This window comes from Amycolatopsis sp. WAC 04197, assembly GCF_003947475.1.
Taxonomy (GTDB): domain Bacteria; phylum Actinomycetota; class Actinomycetes; order Mycobacteriales; family Pseudonocardiaceae; genus Amycolatopsis; species Amycolatopsis japonica.
Genome location: NZ_QHJK01000010.1, coordinates 196,487 through 223,264, shown reverse-complemented (window position 1 = coordinate 223,264; position 26,778 = coordinate 196,487). Strand labels below are relative to the sequence as shown.

At 69.4% G+C, this 26,778-nt stretch carries 22 protein-coding genes and 1 riboswitch; of the genes, 16 read left to right on the top strand and 6 right to left on the bottom strand.

All coding sequences use genetic code 11. The features are described from left to right. The first annotated feature begins 85 nt into the window (after nucleotides 1-85). From DMC64_RS33575 to aspS, 3 genes are all read left to right on the top strand, one after another. Nucleotides 86-409: a PadR family transcriptional regulator gene (locus DMC64_RS33575; protein ID WP_034323457.1), complete on the top strand. Its 324-nt coding sequence runs from the start codon at nucleotides 86-88 to the stop codon at nucleotides 407-409. Continuing rightward, entirely contained in the window at nucleotides 406-1,632 is a 1,227-nt protein-coding gene (locus DMC64_RS33570; RefSeq protein WP_125736764.1) for a DUF1700 domain-containing protein, read from the top strand. Before DMC64_RS33575 ends, DMC64_RS33570 begins: the two co-directional genes overlap by 4 nt. Nucleotides 1,633-2,037: 405 nt before the next feature. Beyond that, the gene (gene aspS / locus DMC64_RS33565; RefSeq protein ID WP_199755177.1) at nucleotides 2,038-3,291 is read left to right on the top strand and encodes an aspartate--tRNA(Asn) ligase; all 1,254 of its coding nucleotides are present in this window, start codon (nucleotides 2,038-2,040) and stop codon (nucleotides 3,289-3,291) included. Nucleotides 3,292-3,343: 52 nt separating this feature from the next. Here aspS and DMC64_RS33560 read toward each other — a convergent pair whose 3' ends face one another. After that, nucleotides 3,344-3,868, bottom strand: coding sequence for a general stress protein (locus DMC64_RS33560; RefSeq protein WP_016336377.1), 525 nt, complete (start codon nucleotides 3,866-3,868; stop codon nucleotides 3,344-3,346). A 228-nt stretch (nucleotides 3,869-4,096) separates the two neighbouring features. On the opposite strand from DMC64_RS33560, the gene DMC64_RS33555 reads away from it, so the two are divergent. The 11 genes from DMC64_RS33555 (at nucleotide 4,097) to DMC64_RS33505 (ending at nucleotide 17,771) form a co-directional block, all read left to right on the top strand. After that, entirely contained in the window at nucleotides 4,097-5,461 is a 1,365-nt protein-coding gene (locus DMC64_RS33555) for a glutamine synthetase family protein (RefSeq protein ID WP_199755176.1), read from the top strand. Continuing rightward, nucleotides 5,442-6,155, top strand: coding sequence for a gamma-glutamyl-gamma-aminobutyrate hydrolase family protein (locus DMC64_RS33550; RefSeq protein ID WP_125736762.1), 714 nt, complete (start codon nucleotides 5,442-5,444; stop codon nucleotides 6,153-6,155). The genes DMC64_RS33555 and DMC64_RS33550 overlap by 20 nt, the downstream gene beginning before the upstream one ends. After that, a complete protein-coding gene (locus DMC64_RS33545; protein ID WP_125736761.1) occupies nucleotides 6,152-7,516 on the top strand; it encodes an aldehyde dehydrogenase in 1,365 nt (454 codons plus the stop codon). The genes DMC64_RS33550 and DMC64_RS33545 overlap by 4 nt, the downstream gene beginning before the upstream one ends. A gap of 2 nt (nucleotides 7,517-7,518) precedes the next feature. Next, nucleotides 7,519-8,286, top strand: a complete 768-nt coding sequence (locus DMC64_RS33540; protein ID WP_037342142.1) for a 3-oxoacyl-ACP reductase — start codon at nucleotides 7,519-7,521, stop codon at nucleotides 8,284-8,286. 556 nt (nucleotides 8,287-8,842) lie between these two features. After that, nucleotides 8,843-8,944: riboswitch (glycine riboswitch) on the top strand. 43 nt (nucleotides 8,945-8,987) lie between these two features. Then, nucleotides 8,988-11,819, top strand: a complete 2,832-nt coding sequence (gene gcvP / locus DMC64_RS33535) for an aminomethyl-transferring glycine dehydrogenase (RefSeq protein WP_125736760.1) — start codon at nucleotides 8,988-8,990, stop codon at nucleotides 11,817-11,819. An 8-nt stretch (nucleotides 11,820-11,827) separates the two neighbouring features. Next, nucleotides 11,828-12,919, top strand: coding sequence for a glycine cleavage system aminomethyltransferase GcvT (gene gcvT / locus DMC64_RS33530; RefSeq protein WP_125736759.1), 1,092 nt, complete (start codon nucleotides 11,828-11,830; stop codon nucleotides 12,917-12,919). A 17-nt stretch (nucleotides 12,920-12,936) separates the two neighbouring features. Continuing rightward, complete coding sequence (gene gcvH / locus DMC64_RS33525) at nucleotides 12,937-13,314, top strand: glycine cleavage system protein GcvH (protein ID WP_038509617.1); 378 nt, start codon at nucleotides 12,937-12,939, stop codon at nucleotides 13,312-13,314. A 1-nt stretch (nucleotide 13,315) separates the two neighbouring features. Then, the gene (glyA, locus tag DMC64_RS33520) at nucleotides 13,316-14,584 is read left to right on the top strand and encodes a serine hydroxymethyltransferase (RefSeq protein ID WP_037342146.1); all 1,269 of its coding nucleotides are present in this window, start codon (nucleotides 13,316-13,318) and stop codon (nucleotides 14,582-14,584) included. Further along, on the top strand, nucleotides 14,581-15,582 hold the full coding sequence (gene lipA, locus DMC64_RS33515) for a lipoyl synthase (RefSeq protein WP_016336367.1): 1,002 nt from the start codon (nucleotides 14,581-14,583) through the stop codon (nucleotides 15,580-15,582). Before glyA ends, lipA begins: the two co-directional genes overlap by 4 nt. Nucleotides 15,583-15,598: 16 nt before the next feature. Next, nucleotides 15,599-16,972 carry an L-serine ammonia-lyase gene (locus tag DMC64_RS33510; RefSeq protein WP_125736758.1) on the top strand — a complete coding sequence of 458 codons (1,374 nt, stop codon included), beginning with the start codon at nucleotides 15,599-15,601 and terminating at the stop codon, nucleotides 16,970-16,972. 88 nt (nucleotides 16,973-17,060) lie between these two features. After that, entirely contained in the window at nucleotides 17,061-17,771 is a 711-nt protein-coding gene (locus DMC64_RS33505) for a FadR/GntR family transcriptional regulator (protein ID WP_052120855.1), read from the top strand. Here the strand turns inward: DMC64_RS33505 and DMC64_RS33500 are convergent. Together DMC64_RS33500 and DMC64_RS33495 are read right to left on the bottom strand one after the other, a co-directional pair. Beyond that, nucleotides 17,745-19,415, bottom strand: coding sequence for a SulP family inorganic anion transporter (locus tag DMC64_RS33500; RefSeq protein ID WP_125736757.1), 1,671 nt, complete (start codon nucleotides 19,413-19,415; stop codon nucleotides 17,745-17,747). The genes DMC64_RS33505 and DMC64_RS33500 overlap by 27 nt on opposite strands. Before the next feature lie 4 nt (nucleotides 19,416-19,419). Continuing rightward, a complete protein-coding gene (locus tag DMC64_RS33495; RefSeq protein WP_007031391.1) occupies nucleotides 19,420-19,749 on the bottom strand; it encodes a helix-turn-helix transcriptional regulator in 330 nt (109 codons plus the stop codon). A gap of 100 nt (nucleotides 19,750-19,849) precedes the next feature. Between DMC64_RS33495 and DMC64_RS33490 the strand changes: the two genes are divergently transcribed. Further along, a complete protein-coding gene (locus tag DMC64_RS33490; RefSeq protein ID WP_125736756.1) occupies nucleotides 19,850-21,790 on the top strand; it encodes a transglycosylase domain-containing protein in 1,941 nt (646 codons plus the stop codon). A 124-nt stretch (nucleotides 21,791-21,914) separates the two neighbouring features. Here DMC64_RS33490 and DMC64_RS33485 read toward each other — a convergent pair whose 3' ends face one another. After that, nucleotides 21,915-22,571 carry an O-methyltransferase gene (locus tag DMC64_RS33485; protein ID WP_037342155.1) on the bottom strand — a complete coding sequence of 219 codons (657 nt, stop codon included), beginning with the start codon at nucleotides 22,569-22,571 and terminating at the stop codon, nucleotides 21,915-21,917. A 32-nt stretch (nucleotides 22,572-22,603) separates the two neighbouring features. Next, on the bottom strand, nucleotides 22,604-23,431 hold the full coding sequence (locus DMC64_RS33480; RefSeq protein WP_037342156.1) for an ABC transporter ATP-binding protein: 828 nt from the start codon (nucleotides 23,429-23,431) through the stop codon (nucleotides 22,604-22,606). 106 nt (nucleotides 23,432-23,537) lie between these two features. On the opposite strand from DMC64_RS33480, the gene DMC64_RS33475 reads away from it, so the two are divergent. Then, a complete protein-coding gene (locus tag DMC64_RS33475) occupies nucleotides 23,538-24,854 on the top strand; it encodes a PLP-dependent aminotransferase family protein (RefSeq protein ID WP_125736890.1) in 1,317 nt (438 codons plus the stop codon). A gap of 70 nt (nucleotides 24,855-24,924) precedes the next feature. Here DMC64_RS33475 and DMC64_RS33470 read toward each other — a convergent pair whose 3' ends face one another. After that, the gene (locus DMC64_RS33470; RefSeq protein ID WP_125736755.1) at nucleotides 24,925-26,733 is read right to left on the bottom strand and encodes a hypothetical protein; all 1,809 of its coding nucleotides are present in this window, start codon (nucleotides 26,731-26,733) and stop codon (nucleotides 24,925-24,927) included. Nucleotides 26,734-26,778: the final 45 nt, after the last annotated feature.

Sequence of the window (26,778 nt, the reverse complement as noted above, 5' to 3'; positions counted from 1 at the left end):
CCGTCGGCGCAAGTGGCTTCCGCCGTGCGTACTACTGTGCAATGCGTGGTACCTTCTGTTGCGTAAGACTGGGAGGGACGCGACTGTGGAGATCAGTCAGCTACTTAAAGGCGTGCTGGACCTCGCCGTTCTCGCGGTGCTTCGCGGAGAGGACGGCTACGGCTACGACGTGCTCCGAAGACTCCGTATCGCGGGGTTGCAGGAAGTGGGCGACGCTTCGGTGTACGGGACGCTTCGGCGGCTGTACAAGGCAGGCCTGCTGACGTCCTATGTGGTGCCGAGCGAGGAAGGCCCGCACCGCAAGTACTACAGCCTCAACGAGCCGGGTCGTCAGCGCCTCGAAGAGTCGGGGCAGACCTGGCGGACTTTCGCCACGACAATGAACAGCCTGTTGGGAGAGGCAGCATGAGCACGCAGAATCCGACCGCCGTGCGGGTGTATCTGGCGAGGGTCAGGAGCGCGCTCGCCGACCTGCCCGAGAGCGAAGTCGAGGAGATCCTCGAAGACGTCCGGCCGCATCTCGCCGAGATGGAGGCGGAACTGGGGGAGAACCCCAAGGTCGACGCCTTGATCGAACGTCTGGGGAGCCCGGAAGGCTATGCCGCCGAATTGCGGGCGTCCGGCGGCTATCCGCCGCGTCCGCCCGACTCGGGCGACAAGACCACCGTGCTGAAGGTGAAGACCGGGATCGGCGGAGCGCGGTTCGCGTTCTGGGGCTTGGTGTTCTCGGTCGGCGGCTTCGCGTTGTTCGGCTTCGCGGCCGCGGTGTGGGTGCGGGTGGATCCGTTGCTGGGCCTGCTTTTCGTCGCACCCGTACTCGCGATCAGCGTCGCCTACGTGGTGCGGAAGGGGGTCGCCCCGATCGTCGAGCTGCCCGAGGTGGTCAAGCTCCGCGAGATCGCGACGTCGTTCCAGAACAACCGGAACAGCAAGGGGGTCAACTACTTCCGCACGCTCAAGCCGGCGTGGTGGGTGCTGTGCGCGGCGGTGCTGGTCATCTTCGGCCTGCTGCTCGTGCTGCGCGACACCGAGGCGGTGCTGTTGCTGCCGCTGATGCTGCTGGCCGCCGTCGCGGTGGTCTGGGCGGGCCCGAAGCTGAAGACCGACCGGCGGCTGCTGTGGCTGGCCGTGCCGATCTCGGCGTTCGTCATCGGCAGCATGCTCGGCGGGGCGGGAGCGGCGGTCGACCTGATCGCGAAGCGGTCCTATGGCGGCGGTTCCTACAACAGCCCCTATGGGCCGAGCTACAACGACAGCTACGGGAACCCGCAGCTGACGTACGGCAGCCAGGACGTGGAGAACATCTACGCGTTCGACGCCGAAGGCAAACCGCTGACCGAGATCTACCTCTACGACGAGAACGGCCGCCCGCTCAGCACGACCCGGTACGCCTGCGAGCAGAGCACGGGCGAGAAGCGGAAGATCGGCGACGACAACCGCTATCCGCGGCCGCGGCTCGATCGGGGAGTCCGGGACAACGACGGAAACCTCAACGGCTACAACGGTTACCGCAGCTACTGTCTGGAAAGGACGGACGTGCCGTTCAGCGCGGCGATCCCGAAGATCACCCCGGCGCCGCCTTCCACGACCGCCCAGGCGCCGCCGTCGAACTCCACTCAGCCGACACGCTAGGTGGCCCGGGTGGAGGCGGACGCCGGGGGCCGCCTCCACCCGCGTTTCGTCCTCTGAATGCGGTGGTTCGCGATGCCAACGACCGCGTTCAGAGGACGAAATGCGGATGCGGGAAGTGCCGAAGGGGACGTAACCTCCGGGGCAACGCGCTGACGGAGACGAGTAGCCGAGAGGGCACGCGAGCCCAGAGAGCCGCCGGTAGCTGGGAAAGCGGCCTCGCGCCTCTCGGTGAAGACCCTCCCGAGTGCGGGGAGGAACGGCGTCCGCGCCCCATGCCCCGCCGTCCGGCCCTCGTCACGGGCCTTCGAGGCCGCCGTTCCGGCGGCGGCGAAAGTGCGGTGGTACCGCGAGTTCCCTTCTCGCCCGCACTCCCAAGGGGTCGCGCACATCCGTACAGGAGTTGTGATGATCTCGCGTGTCCTCGCCGCCGACCTGTCCCGGCACGTCGGCGGCCGTGTCCGTATCGCCGGCTGGGTGCATCGCCGGCGCCGTCTGAAAACCGTCACCTTCCTGGTGATCCGGGACCGTTCCGGACTCACCCAGGTGGTTCTCGCCGAACCCGGTGGCCCACCCGAGGAGACCGTCGTCGAAGTCGAGGGTCTCGTCACCGCGAACCCTCAGGCGCCGGGCGGCCTGGAACTGACCGAGCCGGCCGTCGGCCTGCTTTCCGAGCCCGCCGAGCCGCCGCCGTTCGCTCTCTACCGTCCGTCGGTGCCCGCCGCGTTGCCCACGGTGCTGGACAACGCCCCCGTCGCGCTGCGGCATCCGCGGCTGAAAGAGGTCTTCGCGATCACTGCGGCGAGCGTCGCCGGGTTCCGGTCGGCGTTGGACGGGCTCGGGTTCACCGAAATCCATACGCCCAAGATCGTCTCGTCGGCCACGGAGTCCGGCGCGAACGTCTTCGGCATCGACTATTTCGGCAGGCGGGCCTTTCTGGCGCAGTCCCCGCAGTTCTACAAACAAGCGCTGGTCGGGGTTTTCGAGCGGGTCTACGAGGTCGGCCCGGTCTTCCGCGCGGAACCGCACGACACGGCGCGGCATCTCGCGCAGTACACGAGTCTCGACGCCGAACTCGGTTTCGTCGGCGACCATCGCGACGTGATGGCGGTGCTGCGGGAGGCGATCGCGGGCATGGCCGCCGCGGTCCCGGAGACGGGAGTCGAGGTGCCCGAAGCGATTCCGGAGGTCCATTTCACGGAGGCCCAGGAATTGGTCGCACGGCTGTCGGACGAAGACCCGCGTGGTGAGCCCGACCTCGCGCCCGCGCACGAGCGGCTGCTGTCGGACTGGGCGCTGCGCGAACACGGATCGGAATTCCTGTTCGTCACCGGGTATCCGATGGCGAAGCGGCCGTTCTACACGCATCCGGACCCGGCGCGGCCCGGGTACTCGAACAGTTTCGACCTGCTCTTCCGCGGGCTGGAACTGGTGACCGGCGGGCAGCGGCTGCACCGGCACGCGGACTACGTCTCCGCGCTGACGGCACGCGGGGAATCCGCCGAGCCGTACCGGGACTATCTGGCGGTCTTCGCGCACGGGATGCCGCCGCACGGCGGGTTCGCGCTCGGGCTCGAGCGCTGGACCGCCCGGTTGCTCGGGCTGCCCAACGTCCGTCAGGCGACGCTCTTTCCGCGCGACCTGCACCGGCTGACCCCGTGAAAGCCGCGAGCCGGCACCTCGTGGAGAGGTGCCGGCTCGCGTGGGGTGAGGCTCAGTGGTTGAACGCGCTCCTGGCGGCCAGATCGGCCAGCAGGGCGCGGCCCTTCTCGGCGTTGCGCGGCTGGGCCAGGACGTCGTAACGCCGGGCGACCAGCTGGCTCTGCGAGATGAACCCTCGCTTGTTCTTCGACGACGCGTACCCCAGCGCGCCGAACAGCAGATTGAACCCGATACCGCCGACGAGGCCGACGATGATCGGCACCAGCCCGGCGCCGGGGTTCAGCAGGCTCAGCACGAGCCCGAGGAACACACCGAACATCGCGCCGGACAGCGCCGAGCTGGTCAGCACCTTGCTCCAGCCCATGCGTCCGGCGATGCGCTCCACCAGGATCGGCTCGACACCGACGATCGTGACGTCCGTGATCGGGAAGTCCGTTCCCGCGAGGTGGTCGACGGCACGCTGCGCTTCGGAGTACGACTCGTACGAGCCGATCGGCCACCCACTGGGCATCGTCGGGAGCTGAGCCCGCCCCTGGGGCTCGGTGAACGTGGTCTGCTGCGTGAATGCCTGTGTCATTCCTTCTCACCTCTCTTGATCCGTACAACGTCCCGGATGCGCGGATCTCCTCCCGGTGCGGCGGGATTCACAGCATCTTCTCAGCCGGGCATCACAGACAATCCGCCCAGGGATCAACTACGGTGAGCAATGGATAACGAACCAGACCATTGACCGAGTTGACCGGCTTCGACCGACCCGGTAGGAAGAAGCCGCAAAGGTACCGCTTCGAACCTTTAGGTGAGGCTGATGGCGAACAGGCGCGGCATGCTCACGCTGGATCGGCTCCAGGAACTGGTCGAGGACGGCACCGTCGACACGGTGCTGGTGGCGATCACCGACATGCAGGGCAGGCTGCAGGGCAAACGCTGCGCCGCCGAGTACTTCCTCAACGAGGTCGTCGAGCACGCCACCGAAGCGTGCAACTACCTCCTCGCCGTCGACGTGGACATGAACACCGTCGACGGCTACGCGATGTCGTCCTGGGAGACCGGCTACGGCGACTTCGTCATGCGCCCGGACTTCGACACGCTGCGCCTGCTCCCGTGGCAGGAGGGCACCGCGCTGGTCCTCGCCGACCTCGAACGCGTGCAGGGCGGCGCGGTGGCCCCCTCGCCCCGCCAGATCCTGCGCGGCCAGCTCGACAGGCTCGCCGAGCGCGGTCTCGCCGCCTACGTCGGCACCGAACTGGAGTTCATCGTCTTCGACGACACCTTCGAATCGGCCTGGGACAAGCGCTATCAGGATCTTCGCCCGGCCAACCAGTACAACGTCGACTACTCGATGCTCGGCACCGCCCGGATCGAACCGCTGCTGCGCCGCATCCGCAACGACATGGGCGGTGCCGGGCTGTACGTCGAGTCGGCCAAGGGCGAATGCAATCCCGGCCAGCACGAGATCGCGTTCCGCTACGCCGACGCGCTGACCACCTGCGACAACCACAGCGTCTACAAGACCGGGTCCAAGGAGATCGCCGCGCAGGAGGGCAAGAGTCTCACGTTCATGGCGAAGTACAACGAACGCGAGGGCAACTCCTGCCACATCCACATCAGCCTGCGCTCGGCCGCGGGCGAGTTCGTCCTGGCCGGAGACGGACCAGGTGGATTCTCGCCGTTGATGGAGCACTTCCTCGCCGGTCAGCTCGCCGGACTGCGTGAGCTGACCTACTTCTTCGCGCCGAACATCAACTCCTACAAGCGGTTCGTGCCCGGGAGCTTCGCGCCGACGGCCGTCGCGTGGGGCACGGACAACCGCACCTGTGCGCTCCGCGTCGTCGGGCACGGGGACTCGCTGCGCACGGAGAACCGCGTCCCCGGCGGCGACGTGAACCCGTACCTCGCGGTGGCCGCGCTGATCGCGGCCGGGCTGCACGGTATCGAGAACGAACTGGAGCTGGAGCCGGAGTTCCAGGGGAACGCCTACGGTTCCGCCAAGCCGACCGTGCCGACCACCCTGCGGGAGGCCGCAGCGCTGCTGGACGGGAGCGAACTCGCGAGGTCCGCGTTCGGGGACGAGGTCGTCGACCACTACCTGAACGCGGCGAAGGTCGAGCTCACCGCGTACGACGCCGCCGTCACCGACTGGGAGAGGATCCGTGGCTTCGAACGGCTCTGAACCCCTGATCGGGCTCACGTCCTATTTGGAACCCGCGAAGTTCCTGGTGTGGGAGACCGAAGCGGCGCTGCTCCACCGCGTCTACGTCGACGGGATCGTCGCGGCGGGCGGGATCCCGGTCCTGCTGCCACCGGTGAGCGAGGCACACGATCGGCTGATCTCCGCCGTGGACGGACTCGTGCTGGTCGGCGGCGCGGACGTCGACCCGGCACGTTACGGCCAAGAGCAGCACGCGACGACGTACACGAGGCCGAACCGGGACGCGTTCGAGTTCGGGCTGCTGCGGTCCGCTTTGGACAGTGGGAAACCGGTGCTCGGCGTGTGCCGCGGGCTGCAGGTGCTCAGCGTCGCGCTGGGCGGCACGCTCGTCCAGCACCTGCCGGAGACGGTGGACAGCAAGGATCACCAGCCCGCGCCCGCGACCTTCGGCACCACTACGGTGACGCTTGCCGAGGGCAGCCGCGTCGCGTCGATCCTCGGCACCGAGACCAAGGTGCCGTGTTACCACCATCAGGCGATCGACAAGCTCGGTGACGGGCTGGTCCCGGCCGGCTGGGCCGCCGACGGGACCATCGAGGCGGCCGAGCTGCCCGGCGACGGGTTCGTCCTCGGCGTCCAATGGCATCCCGAACAGAACCCCGACGACATCAGGCTTTTCGAAGCGCTGGTGAAAGCTGCGAAGGAGCGCGAATGACCACGTTCGAGGTGATCAACCCCGCCACCGAAGAGGTGGTGAGGTCGGTCGAGCTGACCTCGGCCGAGGAGACCGACGCGGCGATCGCCCGCGCGCACGCGGCGTTCCCCGCCTGGCGCGCGGTGGCCCCCGGCGACCGGGCGCGGCTGCTGCGCCGGTTCGCCGACGCCGTCGACGCCGACATCGAGAACCTCGCCGCGCTTGAGGTCGCCAACGCCGGCCACACGATCGGCAACGCGCGCTGGGAGGCGGGCAACGTCCGCGACGTGCTGACGTACTACTCGGCATCGCCCGAACGGCTGAGCGGCAAGCAGATCCCGGTGCCCGGCGGTGTGAACATGACGTTCCACGAGCCACTGGGCGTGGTCGGGGTGATCGTGCCGTGGAACTTCCCGATGCCCATCGCGGGCTGGGGATTCGCGCCGGCGCTCGCCGCCGGGAACACCGTCGTGCTGAAACCCGCCGAACTCACCCCGCTGACCGCGATCCGCCTCGGCGAACTCGCCCGCGAGGCGGGGATCCCCGAAGACGTCTTCCAGGTGCTCCCCGGCAAGGGATCCGTGGTGGGGCAGCGCTTCGTGGACCATCCGGCGGTGCGGAAGGTGGTGTTCACCGGCTCCACCGAGGTCGGCAAGCAGATCATGGCGGGCTGCGCCGCGCAGGTGAAGCGGGTGACGCTGGAGCTCGGCGGCAAGAACGCGAACATCGTGTTCGCCGACGCCGACCTGGAGAAGGCCGCCGCCACCGCGCCGTACGGCGTCTTCGACAACGCCGGGCAGGACTGCTGCGCGCGGTCGCTGATCCTGGTGCAGTCGAGCGTGTACGAGAAGTTCATGGAGCTGCTGGAACCCGCGGTGAACGGCGTCGTCGTCGGGGATCCGCGGCTGGAGGTCACCGAGATGGGCCCGCTGATCTCGGCGGGGCATCACGCGAAGGTGTCGTCCTATGTGGACGATTCCGCGCCGGTCGCCTTCCGGGGCAACGCGCCCGTCGGTCCCGGGTACTGGTTCGCGCCGACCGTCGTCACCCCGCCGGACCTGCGGCATCCGCTGGCGTCCGAGGAGATCTTCGGTCCGGTCGTCGCCGTGGTCCCGTTCGACGGCGAGGCGGACGCGGTGTCCATGGCCAACCGGACCGAGTACGGGCTGTCCGGCTCGATCTGGACCCGCGACGTCGGCCGCGCCTTCCGCGTCGCGCGCGGTGTCGAGGCCGGGAATCTGTCGGTCAACTCGCATTCGTCCGTCCGGTACTGGACGCCGTTCGGCGGGTTCAAGCAGTCCGGGCTGGGCCGTGAGCTGGGGCCGGACGCCGTCGACGCCTTCACCGAGACCAAAAACGTCTTCATCAGCACGGAGGAATAGGAATGGTTCAGCGTTTCGAAGGCCGCGTCGCCGTCATCACCGGCGGCAGCAGCGGGATCGGCCTCGCCACCGCGCGGCGGCTGGCGAGCGAAGGCGCGAAGGTCGTCATCGGCGACATCTCCGCCGAGGCGGGCAAGGCCGCGGCCGACGAGGTCGGCGGCCTGTTCGTGCAGGCCGACGTCACCGACGCCGAGCAGGTCGAGGCCCTGTTCCAGACCACTGTGGACACCTTCGGCTCGGTCGACGTCGCGTTCAACAACGCCGGTATCTCCCCGCCCGAGGACGACTCGATCCTCACCACGGGCATCGACGCGTGGGAGAAGGTGCAGAAGGTCAACCTGACGTCGGTGTACCTGTGCTGCAAGGCGGTCCTGCCGCATATGCAGCGGCAGGGGAAGGGCTCGATCATCAACACGGCGTCGTTCGTCGCGGTGATGGGCGCGGCGACGTCGCAGATCTCGTACACCGCGTCCAAGGGCGGGGTGCTGGCGATGAGCCGGGAACTGGGCGTGCAGTTCGCGCGGGAGAACATCCGGGTGAACGCGCTGTGCCCGGGTCCGGTGAACACGCCGCTGCTCAAGGAACTGTTCGCGAAGGACCCGGAGCGGGCCGCGCGGCGGCTGGTGCACGTGCCGGTCGGGCGGTTCGCGGAGCCGGAGGAGATCGCGGGCGCGGTCGCGTTCCTGGCGAGCGATGACGCCTCGTTCATCACGGCTTCGCAGTTCCTGGTGGATGGCGGCATCTCGGGCGCCTACGTCACGCCGCTCTGACCCCTGCCCGCATTTAGTCCTCTAAATGCGGTGCTCCTCGGCTCCTCTGTCCGTGAAGGCCTCCTTCCCTACCTTGAGAGTAGGGAAGGAGGCTTCACGGACTCGGGGCCGGCCGTCGCGCTCGGTCCGGGGGGGGCCGAAGGACGCTTTCCCCTCGTCTCATGCGGTGAAGGGCCCTTTCACCCCGGGCCCAGTTGACCCGGCGCGTTTAGTCCTCTGAATGCGGGCCGTCACTCGCCCCGGTGGCCGGGACGGTGACCCGCTGACCTGCGCGGACATGTCCCGCCTGTGCGCCGACATGGTGATGGAGAACGCGTAACTCGCGTGATCGGGGCCGTGACTCGCGTGCTTGGAGCCGTAACTCGCGTGATCAGAGCCGGAACTCGCAAGTGACGTCGTCGGTGGGAAGTAGACGCGCGCTGAACAGGCCAGGTACGGTGTGCGCACAACTGCAGATCGGGCCGTCGAGCTGGAGCGGGAGAGCCCCCACGAACGTGGTGGGGCACCGAAGGAGCAAACTCCCCGGAATCTCTCAGGTACCCACTACCGCTTCACGCGAGGCCACTCTGGAAAGCAGGCGCGCAAGTGCGCCTCACCCAAGGTGAAAGCCACCCTCATCGGTGGTGAAACTCTCAGGTGCCATGACAGAGGGGGAGTTCCCAGCGCACCGGTCTATCCGGCGCCTGACCCAAGGAGCTCCCTTGACCAGTACGTCCTTCGACGACCGGCACATCGGCCCCTCGGAGTCCGAGCAGGCCAAGATGCTCGCCGAGGTCGGCTTCGGCAGTCTCGATGCCCTGGTGCAGGCCGCGGTGCCGTCCGCGATCCGCGTCACCCGCGACCTCGACCTTCCCCCCGCCGCGTCCGAAGAGGACGCCATCGCCGAGCTTCGCGCGCTCGCCGCGCTCAACAAGCCGATGACGCAGATGATCGGCCTCGGCTTCCACGACACGGTCACCCCGGCGGTCATCCGCCGCAACGTGCTGGAGAACCCGGCCTGGTACACGGCGTACACGCCGTATCAGCCGGAGATCTCGCAGGGCCGTCTCGAAGCCCTCCTCAACTTCCAGACCATGGTCTCCGAGCTGGCCGGTCTCGCCACCGCGAACGCCTCCCTGCTCGACGAGTCCACCGCCGTCGCCGAGGCCGTCATGCTGATGCGCCGCGCGTCGAAGGCGAAGTCGAACAAGGTCGTCCTCGACGCCGAATGCCTGCCGCAGACCATCGCCGTCGTCCGCACCCGCGCCGAGGCCATGGGCGTCGAGGTCGAGGTCCGCGACCTGCTCACCGGCCTGCCGGAGGAGTTCTTCGGCGTCGTCGTCCAGTACCCGGGCGCTTCCGGCGTGCTGCGCGGCGCGGGCTTCTACTCCGCCATCTCCGAGACCGCGAAGGCCGCCGGCGCGCTGTACACCGTCGCCGCCGACCTGCTCGCCCTCACCCTGATCACCGCGCCGGGTGAGTTCGGCGCCGACATCGCCGCCGGTTCCACTCAGCGCTTCGGTGTCCCGCTCGGCTACGGCGGCCCGCACGCCGGGTTCATGGCCGTCCGCGCCGGGCTCGAGCGCTCGCTGCCGGGTCGTCTGGTCGGCGTTTCGGTCGACGCCGACGGCAACCCCGCGTACCGCCTCGCCCTGCAGACCCGCGAGCAGCACATCCGCCGCGAGAAGGCCACCTCCAACATCTGTACCGCGCAGGTCCTGCCCGCCGTGCTCGCCGCGATGTACGCGGTCTACCACGGTCCGGACGGCCTCAAGCGCATCGCGACCCGCGTCCACGAACTCGCCGCCGGACTGGCGGGAGCCCTCCGCGAGGGCGGCGTCGAGGTCGTCCACGAGGGCTTCTTCGACACCGTCCTCGCCCGCATGCCCGGCCAGGCCGAAGCGGTCGTCGCGGTCGCGCGGGAGAACGGGATCAACCTCGGCCCGGTCGACGCCGACCACGTCCGCATCGCGGTCGACGAGGTCACCACGCCCGCGATCATCGCCAAGGTGCTCAACGCGTTCGGGATCGAAAACCAGGCCGGAAGCGCCCAGGCCCTGCCCGCGGGCCTCGGCCGCCAGAGCGAGTACCTCACCCACGAGGTCTTCCACTCGCACCGCTCCGAGACCGCGATGCTGCGTTACCTGCGGAGCCTTTCGGACCTCGACTACGCGCTCGACCGCGGCATGATCCCGCTCGGCTCCTGCACGATGAAGCTCAACGCCACCACCGAGATGGAGCCGATCAGCTGGCGCGAGTTCGCGGGGATCCACCCGTTCGCGCCCGCCGACCAGGCCGAGGGCTACCACACCCTGGTCGAGCAGCTGTCGGGCTGGCTCGCCGAGGTCACCGGCTACGACAAGGTGTCGCTGCAGCCGAACGCGGGCAGCCAGGGCGAGCTCGCCGGTCTGCTCGCGATCCGCGCGTACCACCACGCCAACGGCCAGACCGAACGCGAGGTCTGCCTGATCCCGTCGTCCGCGCACGGCACGAACGCCGCCTCCGCGGTGATGGCCGGGATGCGCGTCGTCGTGGTCAAGTGCACCGACGAGGGCAACGTCGACCTCGATGACCTGCGCGCCAAGGTCGACGCCCACCGCGACACGCTGTCCGCGATCATGGTCACGTACCCGTCCACGCACGGCGTGTACGAGAACGGCATCGACGAGCTGGCCAAGATCGTCCACGACGCGGGCGGCCAGGTCTACGTCGACGGCGCGAACCTCAACGCCCTGCTCGGGCTCGCCAAGCCGGGTGAGTTCGGTGGCGACGTCTCGCACCTGAACCTGCACAAGACCTTCTGCATCCCGCACGGTGGCGGCGGCCCCGGCGTCGGCCCGGTCGCGGTGCGCGCGCACCTCGCGCCGTACCTGCCGAACCACCCGCTGCTGGAGAAGGCCGGACCCGAGACCGGTGTCGGCCCGATCAGCGCGGCCCCGTACGGCTCGGCGTCGATCCTGCCGATCTCGTGGGCGTATGTCCGCATGATGGGCGCGGGCGGGCTCACCGCCGCGACGCAGGTCGCCGTGCTCGCCGCGAACTACGTGGCCGAGCGCCTCAACCAGCACTACCCGGTGCTCTACACCGGCCAGGACGGCCTGGTCGCGCACGAGTGCATCCTCGACCTGCGCGGGCTCACCAAGGAGACCGGCGTCAGCGTCGACGACGTGGCGAAGCGCCTGATCGACTACGGCTTCCACGCCCCGACCATGTCGTTCCCGGTCGCGGGCACGCTGATGGTCGAGCCGACCGAATCCGAGGACCTCGGCGAGATCGACCGCTTCATCGCGGCGATGATCGCCATCCGCGCGGAGATCGACGCCGTCGCGCAGGGCAAGTGGGCCGCGGACAACAGCCCGCTGCGCAACGCCCCGCACACCGCCGAGACCCTCGTCGGCGAGTGGGACCTGCCCTACGACCGCGAACTGGCGGTGTACCCCGCCGGAGTGAACCGCAAGTCCAAGTACTGGCCTCCGGTGCGCCGCATCGACGGTGCGCGCGGGGACCGTAACCTCGTCTGCTCCTGCCCGCCGCTCAACGCCTACGAGAACTGAGGCACTTGATGTCGAAAGAGACGTCCCTGCACGGAGTCCACAAAGGACTGGGTGCGCTGTTCACCGATTTCGCGGGCTGGTCGATGCCGATCCGCTATTCCAGCGAACTGGCGGAGCACAAGGCGGTCCGCGAGGCCGCCGGCCTGTTCGACCTGTCCCACATGGCCGAGATCGAGGTGACCGGCCCGCAGGCCGCCGACACCCTCGACTACGCGCTGGTCGGCAACCTGTCCGGGGTCAAGCCGGGCCGGGCGCGCTACACGATGATCTGCGACGAGAACGGCGGCGTGCTGGACGACCTGGTCGTCTACCGCCTCGCTGACGAGAAGTTCCTGGTCGTGGCCAACGCGGGCAACGCCGCCGTGGTCGCCGACGCGCTGGCCGAGCGGGTCTCGGGTTTCGACGCGGTCGTCGAGAACAAGTCCGAGGACGTCGCGCTGATCGCCGTCCAGGGTCCGAAGGCCGTCGAGATCCTCGGCGCCGTCACCGACGCCGACCTGGGCGCGCTCAAGTACTACGCGAGCGTCCCGGCCGTCGTGAAGGGCCACGACGTCCTGCTGGCCCGCACCGGCTACACCGGCGAGGACGGCTTCGAGCTGTACGTCCCGGCCGGTGAGGCGCCCGCCGTCTGGCGCATCCTCACCGAGGCTGGCGAGCCGCACGGCCTGCTCCCGGCGGGTCTCGCCTGCCGCGACACCCTGCGTCTCGAAGCCGGAATGCCGTTGTACGGCAACGAACTCAGCCTCCAGCTGAGCCCGTTCGAGGCCGGACTCGGCCGGGTGGTCAAGTTCGAGAAGCCGAACGACTTCGTCGGCAAAGCCGCGCTCGAAGAGCTGTCCAAGAAGGACGTTCCCCGGGTCCGTGTCGGGCTCAAGGGCTCCGGCCGCCGCGCGCCGCGTCACGGCTACACCGTCCTGGCGGGCGAGACCGAGATCGGCGAGGTCACCAGCGGTGCCCTCTCGCCGACGCTGGGTTACCCGATCGCCATGGCCTACGTGGACCGGGAGCACTCCGAGCCCGGCACCGAGCTTTCCGTCGACATCCGGGGCCGGATCGAGCCCGTCGAGGTCGTCGCCCTGCCCTTCTACTCCCGCGCCTGAAAGGCCCTTCCGACATCATGAGCATTCCCCAGGACCTGAAGTACACGAAGGAACACGAGTGGCTGAACGTCGCCGACGGCGTCGCCACCGTGGGCATCACCGCCTTCGCCGCCGAGTCGCTCGGTGACATCGTGTTCGTCCAGCTTCCCTCGGTCGGCGACACCGTCACCGCGGGCGAGGTGTTCGGCGAGGTCGAGTCGACCAAGTCGGTCAGCGAGCTGTACGCACCCGTGGACGGCGAGGTCGTCGAGGTGAACGAGGCCACAACGGACACCCCCGAGCTCATCAACTCGGACCCGTACGCCGAAGGATGGCTCCTGAAGGTGCGTCTGACCGGCGACGTGCCCGCCCTGCTCGACGCCCAGGCGTACGCCGTCTTGACCCAGGAGAACTGAGATGTTCAACGCTGCCCTGTCCGATGTGGACCCCGAGGTCGCCACCGCCGTCGCGGCCGAACTCGACCGGCAGCAGTCGACCCTGGAGATGATCGCCTCGGAGAACTTCGCCCCGGTGGGCGTGCTCGAGGCGCAGGGTTCGGTGCTGACGAACAAGTACGCCGAGGGCTACCCCGGCCGCCGCTACTACGGCGGTTGTGAGCACGTCGACGTCATCGAGCAGCTGGCGATCGACCGCGCGAAGGCCCTCTTCGGCGCCGAGCACGCCAACGTCCAGCCCCACTCGGGCGCGCAGGCCAACGCCGCCGCGATGGTCTCGGTGCTCAATCCCGGCGACACCATCCTCGGTCTCGACCTCGCCCACGGCGGTCACCTGACCCACGGGATGAAGATCAACTTCTCGGGCAAGCTCTACAACGTCGTCGCGTACCACGTCGACAAAGAGACCGGGATCGTCGACATCGAGGAGATCGAGCGCCTCGCCAAGGAGCACAAGCCGAAGCTGATCATCGCCGGCTGGTCGGCGTACCCGCGTCAGCTCGACTTCGCCGAGTTCCGCCGTATCGCCGACGAGGTCGGCGCGAAGGTCATGGTCGACATGGCGCACTTCGCCGGTCTGGTCGCGGCCGGGCTGCACCCGAGCCCGGTGCCCTACGCCGACATCGTCACCACGACCACGCACAAGACCCTCGGCGGTCCGCGTGGCGGCATCATCCTGTCCCGCCAGGAACTCGCCAAGAAGATCAACTCGGCGGTGTTCCCCGGCCAGCAGGGCGGTCCGCTGGAGCACGTCATCGCCGCCAAGGCCGTCGCGCTCAAGATCGCCGCGAGCGAGGAGTTCCGCGAGCGCCAGCAGCGTGTGCTCGAAGGCGCGAAGATCCTGGCCGACCGCCTGTCGCGCACGGATTGCAGCGAGGCCGGCGTCCGCGTGCTGACCGGCGGGACCGACGTGCACCTCGTGCTCGTCGATCTGGTCAACTCCACTTTGGACGGTCAGCAGGCCGAGGACCGGCTGCACTCGGTCGGTATCACGGTCAACCGCAACGCCGTCCCGTTCGACCCGCGTCCGCCGATGGTCACCTCCGGCCTGCGGATCGGCACCCCGGCGCTGGCGACCCGCGGTTTCGGTGCCGAGGACTTCGCCGAGGTGGCCGACATCATCGCCGAGGCGCTGCGCCCGGACTTCGACGAGGACCTGCGCCAGTCGCTGGCCTCCCGGGTCGAACTGCTGGCCAAGAAGCACCCGTTGTACGCGGACCTCAACCGATGAGCGCGCTCCCCGAGGGGCGCAAACTTCTCCGGCTGGAAGTCCGCAACGCGCAGACCCCGATCGAGAAGAAGCCGCCGTGGATCAAGACCCGTGCGCGCATGGGTCCGGAATTCACGGAGCTCAAGGGTTTGGTCAAGCGTGAAGGCCTCCACACCGTGTGTGAGGAGGCCGGTTGTCCCAACATCTACGAGTGCTGGGAAGACCGCGAGGCGACGTTCCTGATCGGCGGGGACCAGTGCACGCGCCGGTGTGACTTCTGCCAGATCGACACGGGCAAGCCGGAGGCGCTGGACCGGACCGAGCCGCGCAAGGTGGCGGAGTCGGTGCAGGCCATGGGCTTGCGCTACTCGACGGTGACCGGTGTCGCGCGTGACGATCTGGAGGACGGTGGTGCGTGGCTGTACGCGGAGACCGTCCGTCAGATCCACGCGTTGAATCCGGGCACCGGTGTCGAGCTGTTGATCCCGGATTTCAACGCGGATCCGGACCAGCTGGCCGAGGTGTTCGGTTCGCGGCCGGAGGTTTTGGCGCACAACGTGGAGACGGTGCCGCGGATCTTCAAGCGGATCCGGCCGGGTTTCCGGTACGCGCGGTCGTTGGAGGTCATCACGAAGGCCCGCGAGGCCGGTCTGGTGACGAAGTCGAACCTGATCCTCGGTATGGGTGAGACGCCGGAGGAGGTGGCTCCGGCGATGAAGGATCTGGTCGACGCGGGCTGCGAGATCCTCACGATCACCCAGTACCTGCGCCCGTCGCCGCGGCATCATCCGGTGGACCGCTGGGTCAAGCCGGAAGAGTTCGTCGAGCATTCGAAGGCGGCCGAAGCGATGGGCTTCGCTGGTGTGATGGCCGGGCCGCTCGTACGCTCGTCGTATCGGGCCGGTCGCCTTTTCGCCCAGACGAAGGCCCACCGCGGCGAAGCGCTGTCGGAGAATTTGGCCCATCTCGCCGCCGAAGGGCCCGCGGCCCAAGAGGCCAGCTCACTGCTGGCCAGATAGGAAGGAGGGCAGATCAATGGCGATCAGCGTCTTCGACCTGTTTTCGATCGGCATCGGCCCCTCCAGCTCCCACACGGTGGGCCCGATGCGCGCCGCACTGACCTTTGTGGACGGTCTGGCGGCCGACGGTGACCTCACCGCGACGGCACGCGTCCAGAGCGAGCTTTTCGGCTCGCTCGGCGCGACCGGGTTCGGGCACGGCAGCGACAAGGCCGTGCTGCTCGGGCTGTCCGGGGAGCGTCCGGAGGAGATCGACACCGACACCGTGCCCGGCAAGATCGCGGCGATCCGCGAATCCTGCCGGCTGAAGGTGCGGGGCGAGCACGAGATCGTGTTCACCGAGGACACCGACCTGACCATGCACCGGCGGAAATCCTTGCCGGCGCACCCGAACGGGATGATCTTCCGCGCGTTCGACGCCGACGGGAAGGTGCTGCGCGAGCGCACCTACTACTCCGTCGGCGGCGGGTTCGTCCGCGACGAGTCCTACGAGACCGACACCGTCGTCGTCGAGGACTCGACGAAGCTGGAGTTCCCGTTCCGCACCGGCGCGGATCTGCTGAAGCACTGCGAGGACACCGGGCTGTCCATCAGCGAGATCATGCTGCGCAACGAACTCGCATGGCGCACCCGCGAGGAGATCCGCGAAGGGCTGCTGGAGATCTGGCAGGTCATGGCGGAATGTGTGCGCAACGGCTGCGAGCACGAGGGCGTCCTGCCGGGCGGCCTGAAGGTGCCTCGGCGCGCGAAGGCGTTGCACGAGAAGCTGCTCGCGGAGGACGGCGTCGGCGATCCGCTGTACGCGATGGACTGGGTGAGTCTGTACGCACTGGCGGTCAACGAGGAGAACGCCGCGGGCGGCCGCGTCGTCACCGCGCCGACCAACGGCGCGGCGGGGATCATCCCGGCCGTTCTGCACTACTACCAGCGGTTCATCCGGGGCTCGTCGGACGACGGCATCGTGACGTTCATGCTCACCGCGGGCGCGATCGGCTCGATCCTCAAGCAGACGGGGTCGATCTCGGGCGCCGAGGTCGGTTGCCAGGGTGAGGTCGGTTCGGCCAGCGCCATGGCCGCCGCCGGGCTCACCGAGGTCCTCGGCGGTTCACCCGCGCAGGTGGAGAACGCCGCCGAGATCGGCGTCGAGCACCACCTGGGGCTCACGTGCGACCCGGTCGGCGGGCTGGTGCAGATCCCGTGCATCGAACGCAACGCCGTCGGCGCGTCGAAGGCGATCCACGCGGCGCGGATGGCGATGCGCGGCGACGGTTCGCACGTCGTGACGCTGGACAAGGCGATCAAGACGATGCGCGAGACCGGTGCCGACATGAGCGTGAAGTACAAGGAGACCGCGCGCGGCGGCCTCGCCGTGAACGTCATCGAATGCTGATGCCCCGCGTTTAGTCCTCTGGATGCGGTAGTTGCACACGCAAGTACCGCATCCAGAGGACGAATTGCGGGCCGCCTAAACTCGAGTGGTGGAGTCGAAAGCGGGTGACGCGCTGTTCCGCCCGGTGCGCGCGGGCAACGCCTTCGAGGAGACCGTCGAAAGGCTGCTCCAGGCGATCCGGCTGGGCGTGGTGGGCGCGGGGGAGCGGCTGCCCTCGGAACGTGAGCTCGCCGAGCGGCTCGGGGTCAGCCGGGTGACGCTGCGCGAGGCCATCCGCGCGCTGTCCGACGCGGGTTACGTCGAGTCGCGGCGCGGCCGGTACGGCGGCACGTTCGTCAACGACGTCCTGCCCGACCCGCCCGCCGCCGACGGCCGGAAGGTCGACAACGCCACGCTGGAGGACGCGCTCGGCCTCCGGCACGTCCTGGAGACCGGCGCCGCCGAGATGGCGGCCTCGCGTTCGCTCAGCCCGGCCGACCGGCAGCATCTGACGAGCACGCTCGCCGAGGCCGCGGCGGCCGACGTCGGCGACTACCGGCGCAAGGATTCGCGGCTGCATCTGGCGATCGCCGAGGTCACCGCGTCCGGCTCGCTGACCACGGCGATGGCGGACGCGCGCATGCGGGTCAACCAGCTGCTCGACATGATCCCGCTGCTGGAACCGAACCTGGAGCATTCCAACGCCCAGCACGAGGCCATCGTCGACGCGATCCTCGCCGGGGACTCCGAGGCGGCCCGCCGGGCGATGACGGAACACGTCGAAGGGACCGCGTCACTGCTTCGCGCGTTCCTCGCTTGAGGTCAGCAGCGCGTGCGCGAAATCGATCGCGTGCGGCGTATCCGGGAACACCCGGCCCTCCGCGCGGAGCCGGTCCGCGACGCCGAGTTCGTCGAGCACCTTCTCGTGGCCGGGTTTGATCCCCGACACCAGGACCGTGATCCCGCGATGTTCGAGGCGTTCGATGGCGTCGCGCAGGACGAGGGCGCCGGTGGCGTCGATGGCCGACACCCGCGACATCCGGAGGATGACCACCCGGACGTCGGCGACCTCGGACAGCTCCAGCAGGAACTGGTGCGCCGCGGCGAAGACGAGCGGTCCATCGAGCCGGAACGCGACGATGTGCTCGTCCAGGAGCGCCCGCTCCTCGGCGACGTGATCGGCGTGGTCGAGCGCCACCTCTTCGATACGAGCCGCCTTCGCGATCGCCCGCAGCGCCAGTGCGCCCGCCACGACGAGACCGAGGATGACCGCGGTGACCAGGTCCAGGATCAGCGTCGCGGCCGCGGTGAGCACGAGGACCAGCGCGTCGCGCCGGGTGGAGCGCAGGAGCGCTCGGACCGAGCCCGCCTCGACCATGCGGACGGCGGTGGCCAGCAGCACCCCGGCGAGTGCCGCGATCGGGATCGTGGCCACGAGCGGCGCGGCCGCGAAGACGATCACCGCCAGCACCATCGCGTGGGTGAACGAGGCCAGCCGCGATTTCGCCCCGGCACGGACGTTGACCGCGGTGCGCGCGATCGCCGCGGTGGCGGGCACGCCGCCGAACAGCGGGGTGACGAGATTCGCGAGGCCCTGCCCGAAGAGTTCCCGGTCCGGGTCGTGGCGTTCGTTGACGCTCATCGCGTCGGCGACCGTGGCCGACAGGAGGCTTTCCAGCGCGGCCAGCGCCGCGACCGCGACGGCTGAGGGAGCCAGCGCGCCCAAGGTCGACAGATCCAGGAAGTCCAGCGAGGGCGCGGGAAGACCGTTGGGCAGCGCGCCGATCCGAGCGACCGGCAGCTGCGCGAAATGACTCACGAGGGTCGCGACGGCCACCGCGACCAGCGAGAACGGGATCGACGGCCGCCACCTCGCGCCGAGCAGCATCAGGGCGGCGACCCCGGCGGCGATCACGATCGACGGCCAGGCCGGATGCCCGGCGAAATCGGCCACCGCCTTCGCCGCGACGACGGCCACCTTCTCGCCTTCCGGCGTGGCGACGCCGAGCGCGGCGGGGACCTGCTGCAAGGCGATCACCCCGGCGATGCCCAGCGTGAAGCCCTCGACCACCGGCGTCGGCACGTAGCGCATGTACCGGCCGGCGCGGGCGACCGCGAGCAGGAGCAGCAAGACCCCGGCGAGCAGGCCCACCGTCAGCACGCCGCCCGCCCCGTGCGTGGCCATGATCGGCACCAGCACCACGGTCATCGCGCCGGTCGGCCCGGACACCTGGAGGTTGGAGCCGCCGAAGATCGCGGCCAGCGCGCCGGCGACGATCGCGGTGACCAGCCCGGCTTCGGCCCCGAGGCCGGACGAGATGCCGAAACCGAGCGCCAGCGGAAGGGCGACGATCGCGACGGTCAGGCCCGCCGTGAGGTCGCGCCGGGGAGCGCGCTTGAGCGTTCGCAGGTCTTCACGACCGGGCAGGAGCGAGCGCAGTTCCGAAAGTCTCAGACCCGCCACGCCGTCACTCCGCGTCGCGTAGCTGGGCGAGCAAGGCGTTCTGGTCGGCCAGCAGCTCGGTGAGGATGCGCCGGGCCGCGCGTAGGAGCTCGACGACGTCACCACCGGCGAGCGCGTACACCACCGTCGAGCCCTCGCGGGTCGAGGTGACGATTCCCGACCGGCGCAGGACGGCCAGCTGCTGGGAGAGGTTGGAGGCCTCGACCTCGATCTCGGCGAGCAGTTCGCGGACGGCTTTCGGGCCTTCGGCGAGCAGCTCCAGTACACGGATCCGGACCGGGTGGCCCAGCATGCGGAAGAACTCCGCCTTGGCCTGGTACAGGGGGACGGGCATCTGACCACATTATCAAATGAAGAATTCTTCAAGTCGTAAACCGGAGGCAGTTTGGTGACTTTCCCACAACCTTTTCACTCGTTCGGGCGTCTAACCTGGCGTGGAAAACCCGGATGAGGCAGACGCACCCGAGTCGGAGACCACGGCCACCCCGGAGCCGAAGCCGAAGAAGCGCAGGTGGCGCAAGATCGTCGCGTGGACGCTCGGCCTGGTGATCGGCATCCCGGTCGTCGCGTTCGGGCTCGCGTACGTCCTGCTCGACGTCCGCAGCCCGCAAGAGGTGCTCGCCGATCTCGACAAGACCGTCGTCCTGCAGAACGCCGACGGTTCCGAACTGCTCAAGGTGGTCCCGCCCGGCGGCGACCGGCTGTTCGTGCCCTACGACGCCGTCCCCGCGAAACTGCGCGACGCGATCGTCGCGACCGAGGACCCGACCTTCTGGGACAACGAGGGTTTCGACCTCACCGGGCTCGGCCGCGCGCTGGTGACCGGGGTCGGCGGCGGCTCGGGGATCACCCAGCAGTACATCAAGAAGTCCACCGGCAACGAGGACGCCACCCTCACGCGGAAGTTCTCCGAACTCGTGCTCGCCACGAAGATCACCCAGCAGCAGACCAAGAAGGAGATCTTCGAAAGCTACGTCAACATCATCTCGTTCGGCCGCGGTACGTACGGCCCGGCGTCGGCGATGAACGCCTACTTCGGCCGCAAACTCGACGACTCGATGACCTGGAGCGAAGCGGCCTTCCTCGCGGGGATGATCCAGTCGCCTTCGGTGCACGACCCGTACGCCTCCAGCCACGAGCACGCCATGAAGCGCTGGTCCTACGTGGTGAACAAACTGGTCGCGCGTGGCTATGTGAGCCAGGCGGAAGCGGTCGCCATGACCTATCCGGAGGACGCGATCCAGGCGCCGTCGGAGACCCGCGCCGGTCGCGTCACCTACGAGCAGTACCACATCAAGCAGCAGGTCCTCGCCGAACTCGAGCAGGTCGGCTACCCGCTCGACCGGCTGCGTGGCGGCGCCATGAAGGTCGAGACGACCATCGATCCGCGTGCCCAGGCCGAAGCCGAGAAGGCGGTCAAGGAGCGGTTGAAGGGCCAGCCGGAGCATTTCCGCGCGTCGCTGGTCGCCGTCGAGCCCGGGACCGGGGCCATCCGCGCCTACAACGGCGGTGGCTGGAGCGTGCACGACTACGCGGGCACCCCGTACGGCACCGGCACGGCGTTCCAGCCGTTGATCCTCGCCGCCGGGCTCGAACGGGGCGTGAACGTGGACGAACCGCTGAAGGCGCCCCCGTCGGTCGATTTCCTCGGCGAGACCTTCGAGTTCCAGGACCAATGCGGCGAAGGCGGGAAGTGCACGCTGCGCGAGGCGATGGGGCGGGGCGCTCAGGGTCCGTTCGTCGACCTGGCGAAGAAGCTCGGCGCCGAAGCGGTCCGAGACGGCGCCCGGGCGGCCGGGATCCCCGAGTCCGTCGACGGCGCCGTGACCCTGCGGGAGAAGGACGGGTTCCTGATCGGCCCGGGGATCGCCGTCGGCCGGTATCCCTTACGCCCCAGCGACATGGCCGGTGCTTACGCGACCTTCGCTGCCGATGGCATGCGCGCCACCCCGCATCTGGTATCGAAGATCCGGGACGAGAACGGCGAAGTCGTGTGGGAACGGCCGCCGGACAAGACGCCCGCGTTCCGGGGCGACGAGGCGCTGAGCCGCCGGATCGCGGGGACGATGAGCCAGGTGCTGGCCACCGGTCTGAAGGATCGTCCGGCGGCGCTGAAGACCGGCGACTTCCGGTTCGACGAGACGGACGACAACGCGGGCGGCTGGGCGGTCGGGTACACGCCGCAGCTCGCGACCGCGGTCTGGGTCGGCTCCGACGAGCCGCGCCGGATGCGGGACGCCGCCGGGGAGAAACTGACCGGCAGGACGCTGCCGTCGGACATGTGGCAGCGCTTCATGAACGGTGTCCATCGAGGACAGCCGGCGCGGTGGCCGGACGGCTCCGAACCGCGTCCCGCCACGACTGCGCCGCGGTGATGCTTCGGCCCAGTGGGTCGTGAGTGGCGATTCGCAAGTCCGTGAAGGCCTCCTTGAGGGACCCAGAGTCCCTCAAGGAGGCCTTCACGGACCTGGCCCGGCCCGGCGGGCCGAGCGATGTCCGTCAGGGCTTCACGAGCACGACGGTCAGCCCGTCGTAGCCCTTGCTGCCGACCGTCTGGATCGCCGTCGCGTCGACACGGGGTTCGGCGGCGATCATCTCGTGCAGCCGCCTGATGCCCTGGATGTTCGGATCCTCGCTGGCGGCGTCGGTCACCGCGCCACCGCGGACGACGTTGTCGACCACGATCACGCCCCCGGGCCGGACGAGCTTCAGCGACGCCTCGAAGTAGGCCGGGTTGTTGGCCTTGTCGGCGTCGATGAACGCCAGGTCGATCGGGCCGTCGACCGACGGCAGCAGGTCCAGCGCCTTGCCGACGCGGACGTCGACCAGCCCGCCGAGCCCGGCCGCGTCGATGTTGCGGCGCGCGACTTCGGCGTGCTTCGGGTCGTATTCGAGGGTGACGAGCCTGCCCTGCGGCGGCAGGGCGCGGGCGAGCCAGATCGTGCTGTACCCGCCGAGCGTGCCGATCTCCAGGATGGACCGGGCGCCGATCATCCGCGCCATCAGGTTGAGCAGTTTGCCCTGGTTCGGCGCGACGGCGATCGACGGCAGCCCGGCCTCGTCCGACGCCTTCCGCGCGCCTTCGAGGGCGGGATCGGACGGGACGAGCACCCCGGACAGATAGTCGTCCACTTCGGACCACAGTTGCTGTGACATGGCACCTCCGCCGCCAACCTACTCCGAGGAGATCAGGCCGCGCGGCGTCCGGCTTTCGGGATCACCAGCGGGGTACCGGTTTCCGGGCACGGCATGACCCGGCAGGGCAGCTCGAAGATCTTTTCGACGTTGGCGGCGGTCACGACCTCTTCGGGCGCTCCGGTCGCGAGGACCTCTCCGCCGCGCATCGCGATCATGTGCGTCGCGTAGCGGGCGGCGTGGTTGAGGTCGTGCAGCACCGCGACCAGCGTCCGGCCCTGCTTCTGGTGCAGTTCCGCGCACAGGTCGAGGATGTCCATCTGGTGCGCGATGTCCAGATAGGTCGTCGGCTCGTCGAGCAGCAGGAGATCGGTCTCCTGCGCCAGCGCCATCGCCATCCACACGCGCTGCCGCTGACCACCCGACAGTTCGTCGACCAGCCGCTCGGCGAGATCGTCGACGCCGGTCGCGCGCATGGACTCCGCGACCACGGTGGCGTCCTCACGGGACCACTGGCGCAGCAGGCGCTGATGCGGGTACCGGCCGCGCGCGACGAGGTCCGCGACGGTGATGCCGTCGGGCGCGATCGAGCTCTGCGGCAGCAGGCCGAGCCGCCGGGCGACCTCCTTGGCGGGGAAGGAGCTGATCACCTGGCCGTCGAGGAACACCGAACCCTGGCGCGGTTTGAGCATCCGCGCGAGCGCGCGCAGCAGGGTGGTCTTGCCACAGGCGTTCGGCCCGACGATGACGGTGAACGACCGGTCGGGGATGACCACCCCGAGGTCTTCGGCCACGGTCCGGCCGTCGTAGGCGAGCGTCAGCGCGTCCGCGTGCAGACGGGACGTCGTGCTCTGCTCGGTGAGGGTTTCCACGGTCTCCACGCAGGTTAGGCTAACCTAGGACGCCGCCGTTGTGGTGTTCCGTCCCTTAGATGGCATCATCCCCAGTGCAATCGTGTGAATGCACTCGGTGCGATCGAAGGACGGCATGGAGGACTACCGGATAGTCGCGGACGAGATCTCCGCCGATGTCGAGGCGGGCAGGCTCCGGCCGGGCGACAGGCTGCCGCCGCAGCGGCGTTTCGCGAAGGAACGCGGGATCGCGAACTCGACGGCCGCGCGGGTCTACGGCGAACTCGTCCGGAGGGGTGTCGTGGTCGGCGAGGTCGGCCGGGGCACGTTCGTCCGCGCCGGCCGGCCGCCGTTGGAGACCGCGCTCGCCGAGCCCGGCGGTGCGACGGTCGACCTCGAACTCAACTTCGCCGTCCTTCCGGAACAGTCGGCGCTGGTCGGGAAGGCGCTGGAGCCGCTTCTGCGCGAAGACGTCCTGACAGCGGCGTTGCGGCCGGGAAACGTCTCGGGCTCGAAGCAGGCGCGTGACGCCGTCGCCGGGCTGATCGCGAAGGACGGCTGGACGCCCGAAGTCCTCTTCGCCGGGAGCGGGCGCCAGGCCATCGCGGCCGCCATCGCCGCCTTCGTGCCGATGGGGGAACGGCTCGCCGTCGAAGCCATCACCTACCCGGTGGTCAAGGCGCTCGCCGGGCGGCTCGGCGTGCAGCTGGTGCCAATCGAGACCGACGACCGGGGCCTCATTCCCGAAGCGCTCGAAGCCGCGTCCGTCCGCGCGCTGTACGTCCAGCCGACGCTGCACAATCCGCTCGGGTCCACAATGGACGAAGCACGCCGGGTCGAGCTGGCCGAAACCGTGCGCCGGATGGACATCCCGGTGATCGAGGACGGGATCTACACCTTCCTGCGGCCCGAGGTCCGCCCTTTCGCGGCGTACGCGCCGGAACGCACGGTGTTCGCCGACAGCATGTCCAAACGGCTCGCGCCGGGTCTGACCACCGGCTTCCTCGCCGTCCCGGCGGCATGGACGGAACGGCTCGCCGCGGCCGTGCGCTCGGGCGGCTGGGTCGCGCCCCGGCTCGCCGTCGAAGCGGCCACCCGGTGGATCACCGGCGGCACGCTGGAAACCGTCGAACGGGCGAAACGGCTCGACGCCGCGGAACGCCAGCGGTTGACGGCGGAACGCCTGGCCGGATTCACCCTGCGCGCCGATCCGCAGGCGTACCACTGCTGGTGGGAGCTCCCGGAACACTGGCGCGCCGAGACCTTCGTCGCCGCGGCCGCGCGCCGCGGGATCGCGGTCACCCCGGCGGCCGCGTTCGCCGTCGTCCCCGGTCACGCCCCGAACGCGGTGCGGCTCGCCGTCTCGTCGCCGCCGCTCGAAACGCTCGCGGCCGCTTTGGACGTTCTCGCCGGACTCGCCTCCGGCCGCCCCGAGGACGCCGGCGTCGACTGACTCCCCGCGTTTCGTCCTCTGAATGCGGTAGTTGGCAGCGCGAACTACCGCATTCAGAGGACGAAACGCGTCAGGGGCGGGGTGCCCATTTGCCGATGAAGCTGCCGCAGGTGACGGTCTGCCCGGTCAGGCGCGACCGCAGCGCGTTCTCCAGCCCGAGGTAGTCGAAGATCGGGGCGTCTTCGGCAACCTGGGAGGGCACCGGCCCGCCCTTGGCCAGCACCGGCATGCTCACGGTCTGGAACAGCACGAGGTAGTCGCCGTCGCGGTTGAGCCCGTCGGCCGCCGCGAGCATGCGTTCCGGGGCGTCGGCGACGATCTCCAGCGGCAGCGGCCATTCCAGCGGGAACGGGTTGCGCAGGCCGAAGGCGGGATAGGCGAACGGGTTGTCGGGCAGGACGGCCGTGCGCCCGGCGGGGAACCGCGTGACGCAGTCCTGGATCTGGGAGATGTAGGTGTAGGTGCCCGGATTCGTCCGGATGCCGCGCATCGACGGCGTCACCGTGCCGAGGTCGCCGGTCAGCTTCTCGTGCGCCATGTCGAGGTACGCGGCTTCGTCGTGATGCGCGACCACGGCCCAGCCCGACGCCAGCACCGCGACCAGGCCCATCGCCGTCGCACCCACCAGACGCACCCGGCGAGGCGGTTCCGGCAGTGGCGGCAGCGCGTCCGCGAGCAGCAGGATCGCCGTCAGCGCCAGTGTTCCGGTGAACAACGTCGGGGTGTCGTTGCCCCACGACAGGCTGGTCATGAAGCCGGTCGCGAAGACCAGCGCGCCCATTCTCGGGAATCGCCGCGTCGCGACCCAGTTCACCAGCAGCGCGACACCGAGGATCCACCAGAGGACGTCCGCCCAGCGCGACGCGCCGGTGAAATGCCCGTCGACGACGGTGCCGACCACCACCGCCACCCCCGCCAGGAGCAGCAGCCGGGCGAGGAGTGCCCCGGCGAAACCGGCGCGGTCGCGGAAGATCCCCAGCAGGGCAAGGAGCACCCCGGCGATCAGGAAGAACGTCAAGCCCCGCACCGGTGGACGCAACAGGGAAGCGGGATTTTCCAGCCACAGCCCGAGAAGCCGCTCGCCGTACGCGGGCAGCCCGCCGGTGAGCTGCTCGGCCATCGCGCCGAGCCCGCCGTCGAGGGTGACGATTCCGACGTAGAAGACCAGGAAAGCGCCCAACGCCAGCAGATCCCAGGCCAGCCGCCCCCACCAGCGGCCGGTGCGGAACGCTCCCTCGCGCAGCGACGGGTGCAACAACAGCCAGCACAGCGCGATCAGCGGCACCGGCGCGAAACTCTGTTTGACGAACACCGAGGTGCCCAGCAGCACCAGGCCGAGCCGTCGAGGCCACGCCTTACCGTTGCGCAGCCCCGAATCCAGCGCCCAGGCGCCGCACGCGGTCAGGAAGATCCCGTCGATCGTGTGCCACGCCATGAGCGGGAACGCGTTGAGGTTCAGCAGCGACGCGGCCGCCGTCAGCCCGGTGAGTCCCGGCCCCCAGTCCCGCACGCGGCGGCGGGTGACCAGGACGGCGAACGCGATGGTCGCCAGGATGATCTCCAGCATGCTGAGCACGCTGGAGACGAAGAACAGCGGCCCCGGCAGCAGGAAGTCGACTATGTGCAGGTACGCCGAACCCAGCGGCCGCGCGGAGATGATGTCCGAATGCGGCACCTCCCCGTGCCGCACCCGCCAGGCCTGGGCGAGGATGAAACCCTGGTCCGACGGGTGGAAACCGAAGCGCCCCACCCGGAGTTCGGTGGCGACGGCGAGCGCGAGCACCCAGGCCGCGTGCAGGGACAGCCGCAGCACTGTCCTGGACGGACGTACCACCTGCGCGCCCGGTCCGGTCGACAGCGGGGGACTGGCGACGTCCACACTGCCCCTTCCCGGTCGTCCCTACCTCGGCCCGTGCCCGCCGAC